3 protein-coding genes are annotated in these 3257 nt (G+C 73.2%); all 3 read right to left on the reverse strand.

Translation table 11 applies throughout. The features are described from left to right. Nucleotides 1-107: 107 nt before the first annotated feature. Nucleotides 108-917: a uroporphyrinogen-III C-methyltransferase gene (gene cobA, locus PROKR_RS10525; RefSeq protein ID WP_036962930.1), complete on the reverse strand. Its 810-nt coding sequence runs from the start codon at nt 915-917 to the stop codon at nt 108-110. Between the two features lie 56 nt (nt 918-973). Next, the gene (gene nirD, locus PROKR_RS10530) at nt 974-1414 is read right to left on the reverse strand and encodes a nitrite reductase small subunit NirD (protein WP_051432864.1); all 441 of its coding nucleotides are present in this window, start codon (nt 1412-1414) and stop codon (nt 974-976) included. Beyond that, on the reverse strand, nt 1411-3257 hold a 1847-nt coding region (nirB, locus tag PROKR_RS10535; RefSeq protein ID WP_036962925.1), incomplete at its 5' end, for a nitrite reductase large subunit NirB. The genes nirD and nirB, both read right to left, overlap by 4 nt.

Consider the following 3257-nt stretch of genomic DNA (forward strand, 5'->3'; position numbering starts at 1 on the left):
CGGCGAGCTCGGAGGCCCGGCGCTCGGCGGTGACGAGCACGGTCGCGCCGGCCATGACCTGACCCAGCGTCGGGTGGGCGGCCTGCGCGCGGGCGGGCGCTGCGACGTCAGACACCGGCACCTGCCAGACGTCGCTCATCCGCACCCTCCAGAAGCCCTGCCGCGGCCACGCGGCCGATGACGACGACCGCGGGCGACCGCACACCACGAGCCGCCGCCACGGCGGCCGCCTCGTCGAGACGAGCCCGCGTGACGCGCTGCTCCGGCGTGGAACCGTTCTCCACCATCGCCACGGGAGTTCCGGGATCGGCGCCTGCGGCCAGGGACTGCGCCACGATCGCGCCGAGGGACCGCACCCCCATCAGTACGACAAGCGTAGCCGTGCCGTCGCGCACGCAGGAGAGGGCCGTGGCGTCGAGCGGCCCGGACGCGCCGGACGCACGGTTGCCCGGGGTGATCCGTGCGTCTGACACGTCCGGGGTGGTGGCGCAGTGGCCCGAGACCACGTGGAAGCCCGTGGTGACGCCGCGGTGGGTGAGCGGGATGCCGGCCAGCCCCGGCACGGCGACGGCGGACGTGATGCCCGGGACCACCTCGACCGGCACGCCGGCCGCCACGCAGGCGAGCACCTCCTCGCCGCCGCGGCCCAGCACGAACGGGTCGCCGCCCTTGAGCCGCACCACGTCGGCACCCGCCAGCGCGTGCTCCACGAGCAGCTCGTTGATGCGCTCCTGCGGCACCGGGTGCCGGCCGGGCTCCTTGCCGACGTCGATCACGCGGACGTGCGGCGGGAGCTCGGCGAGGATCTCGACGGGCCCCAGCCGGTCGGCCACGACGACGTCGGCCGCCTGCAGCGCCCGCCACGCGCGCACGGTCAGCAGGTCTACGGCGCCCGGGCCGCCACCGACGAGCGTCACCCGACCGGTCGTGTCGGACCCCCGGTCACCTCCGGTGACCTGTGCGTCCGACACGTTCACGTCAGGCCCACGTAGATCACGCCCTCGCGGACCTCGACCGGGTAGGTCACCAGGTCGGCGGGCAGGTCGTCCTTCGGGGTCTTGTCCGCCAGCACCAAGCACGTGCCGGTGACCAGGGAAAACACCTGCTTGTAGACCGGAGCGGCGACCGTGGGCTCACCGGCCCGGGTACCGACGATCCCGCGCGAGACCACGTTCGCCGCCGAGAACGGGTCCAGGTTCTGCACCGCGTAGACCCGGCCGGCGTGGCCGCCGTAGGCGGTGTCGTCGGGCAGGCGGAAGAGGGCCACCTGGACGTCCCCGAAGAGCGCGGCCGCACCGCGCTCCGGGAACAGGTCGGTGAGCAGGCAGGCCCGCTCCCAGCGGGCCACGCCCGGGTCGTCGGACCCCCAGTTCCCTCGGGTGACCTGTACGTCTGACACGTCGTGGGCGGTCATGCTCGAACCTCCAGCTTGGGACCTGCGATGACGACGCCGGACGCGCGCTCGGCCGACGTCGCCGGACGGCGCTGGCCCCGCTCGGTCACGTAGGCCAGCGACGGGTCGGCGTCCTTGGGGGCGTTGACGAAGGAGGAGAACCGGCGCAGCTTCTCCGGGTCCTCCAGCACGGCCTTCCACTCGTCCTCGTAGTTCTCGACGTGGCGGGCCATGGCGGCGTCCAGGTCGGCGCAGATGCCGAGCGAGTCCTCCATGATCACCTCGCGCACACCCTCCAAGCCGCCGTCGACCTCCTCGATCCACGGCGCGGTGCGCTGCAGCCGGTCGGCGGTACGCACGTAGTACATGAGGAACCGGTCGATCGTCCGCAGGAGCTCCTCCGACGTCAGGTCCTCGGCGAGCAGCTTCGCGTGCCGCGGCGTCTGGCCGCCGTTGCCGCCCACGTACACGTTCCAGCCCTTGTCCGTGGCGATGACTCCCACGTCCTTGCCGCGCGCCTCGGCGCACTCGCGGGCGCAGCCGGAGACGCCCATCTTGAGCTTGTGCGGCGAGCGCAGGCCGCGGTAGCGCAGCTCCAGCTCGACGGCCATGCCGACCGAGTCCTGCACGCCGTACCGGCACCAGGTGGAGCCGACGCACGACTTCACGGTGCGCAGCGACTTGCCGTAGGCGTGCCCGGACTCGAAGCCGGCGTCGACCAGGCGGCGCCAGATGTCCGGGAGCTGGTCCACCCGGGCCCCGAACATGTCGATGCGCTGGCCGCCCGTGATCTTCGTGTAGAGCCCGAAGTCCTTGGCCACCTGGCCGACGACGATCAGCCCCTCCGGCGTCACCTCGCCGCCGGGCATCCGGGGCACCACCGAGTAGGTGCCGTCCTTCTGCAGGTTGGCGAGCATGTGGTCGTTGGTGTCCTGCAGCGTGGACTGCTCGCCGGCGAGGATGTGCCCGTTGCCGAGGCTCGCCAGGATCGACGCGACCACGGGCTTGCAGATGTCGCAGCCGCGGTTGCCGACCCCGGTGGTCGAGCTCGTCGAGACCCCGAACCGGGCCACGATGTCGCTGAACGAGTGCAGGTCGGCGACCCGGACGGCGTCGAACAGCTGGGCACGGGACATCTCGAAGTGCTCGCACAGGGCGGTGCTGACCTCGATACCCGCGCGCTCCAGCTCGGTGTCGACGAGCTTCTTGACCAGCGGCAGGCAGGCGCCGCAGGTGGTGCCGGCCCGCGTGCAGGCCTTCACACCCGGGACGTCGGTGCACTGGTGCTCGGTGACGGCGCCGCGGATCGTCCCCGCGGAGACGTTGTTGCAGGAGCAGACGTTGGCGTCGTCGGGCAGCTCCAGGCCCGGGGCCCCGCCGCCGCCCTCGGGCAGGAGGAACGCGCTCGGGTCGTCGCCGGGCAGCTCCGCGCCGAGCATGGGGCGCAGGCTGGCGTACGGTCCGGCGTCGCCCACGAAGACGCCGCCCAGCAGGGTGCGCGCGTCGTCGGACAGGACGAGCTTCTTGTAGACACCGGCGACCGGGTCGGCCCAGACCACCTCGACGGCGTCCTCGGTGCGGGCGTGCGCGTCGCCGAACGAGGCGACGTCGACGCCAGAGAGCTTGAGCTTGGTCGCCGTGTCCGCGCCCGGGAACTCGGCGAGGCCGCCGAGCAGCCGGTCCACGACCACCTCGGCCATCGTGTTGCCGGGCGCGACCAGGCCGAGGCAGCGGCCCTCGATGCAGGCCACCTCGCCCACGGCCCAGACGTGCGGGTCCTCGGTGCGGCAGGTCAGGTCGACGACGACGCCGCCGCGCTCCCCGACCGGCAGCCCGGCCGCACGGCCGAGCTCGTCGCGGGGGC

It is taken from the genome of Promicromonospora kroppenstedtii DSM 19349 (assembly GCF_000515355.1).
Lineage (GTDB): Bacteria > Actinomycetota > Actinomycetes > Actinomycetales > Cellulomonadaceae > Promicromonospora > Promicromonospora kroppenstedtii.